Origin of the sequence: Clostridium sp. UBA2485 (assembly GCF_002341865.1) — a bacterium.
Taxonomy (GTDB): domain Bacteria; phylum Bacillota; class Clostridia; order Clostridiales; family Clostridiaceae; genus Clostridium_J.
The window spans coordinates 1-1,017 of the sequence record NZ_DDOV01000033.1 but is presented as its reverse complement, the minus strand read 5'-3'; the positions used below and the strand labels follow the sequence as shown (position 1 = coordinate 1,017).

Below are 1,017 nucleotides of genomic sequence, written 5' to 3'. Positions count from 1 at the left end.
TGTGAATTGTGAATTGAGTAAAATATCTTCGACTTAATTATGTATTATTCTAAGTTTTTATACAAAATATCTATAGATGCTACTTAGTATATATAAATATCAAATAGTTAATATCACTACATTTATTGTAAACATATACAAACATTGTTATACTGAGTTCAAAGTACAAAAGAATTGCTAGGAGGGGTATTATGAGTAAAAGTCCAAGAAAAATGTTAAATGAATTTATGTCAGGTGTACAAGCTGTATCAAAAACAAATGGAAAAGAAATGAAAGCTTTCATGAATTTTTTAGGAGAGACAAGTAAAGAAGGCGAGATCGATGTAAAGACTAAAGAGCTTATAAGTGTAGGAATAGCTGTATTTAGTAGATGTGAATACTGTATAGTAATCCATGTATATAATGCGCTAAAAGCTGGAGCGACTCCGGAGGAAATTATGGAATCCGCAATAGTAGCCACCGGCTTTGGTGGAGGCCCAGCAGTTGCTTATAGTGTAACTCTTTTAAAAGATTCAATAGATGAATTCAAAAAAGATTTTGAAAAGTAATATACGAGTTTAAGGTAGCTTTAAAAGGGAATTCTATATAGAATTTCCTTTTTTATATTATAGCCTACAGTAAATAAAGTTTGAATTTTATTATATTATAAATTCATTAGGTTGAATATTATGATAATTTACTTTATACTAAAATAAATCACATTTAAAAAAAGAGGTGAAACTAATGAAAATTATAAAGAAAAATGGTAGAGTTGAAAAATTTGAGGTTAATAAAATTAAAAGCACAGTAAGCAAAGCTTCAGATGATGTAAAACAACCGCTAACGGAAGGAGATTTAACATCCCTTTGCAGAGTTATTGAAAGTAAACTTAAAAGCATGAATAGAGACCTAACTTCATCCTATGAAGTCTTTGGATTAATTATAATAATATTAAAGCAAGAAGGCTTTAGTAAAGTGGCAGATGGATACTGTAAAGGAGCCTATTAATAATTCATAATTCACAATTGAGGTTGAAAT

At 28.6% G+C, this 1,017-nt stretch carries 2 protein-coding genes; both read left to right on the top strand.

The window, feature by feature from the left end; all coding sequences use genetic code 11:
• Positions 1-191 precede the first annotated feature (191 nt).
• The gene (locus B3603_RS05045) at positions 192-548 is read left to right on the top strand and encodes a carboxymuconolactone decarboxylase family protein (RefSeq protein WP_291561481.1); all 357 of its coding nucleotides are present in this window, start codon (positions 192-194) and stop codon (positions 546-548) included.
• Between the two features lie 175 nt (positions 549-723).
• Positions 724-987, top strand: a complete 264-nt coding sequence (locus tag B3603_RS05040) for an ATP cone domain-containing protein (protein ID WP_291561478.1) — start codon at positions 724-726, stop codon at positions 985-987.
• Positions 988-1,017: the final 30 nt, after the last annotated feature.

What these genes read in the sequence shown, in the direction of transcription:
- B3603_RS05045 (WP_291561481.1), top strand. Translation starts at nt 192, where the DNA reads ATGAGTAAAAGTCCAAGAAAAATGTTAAATGAATTTATGTCAGGTGTA.
- B3603_RS05040 (WP_291561478.1), top strand. Translation starts at nt 724, where the DNA reads ATGAAAATTATAAAGAAAAATGGTAGAGTTGAAAAATTTGAGGTTAAT.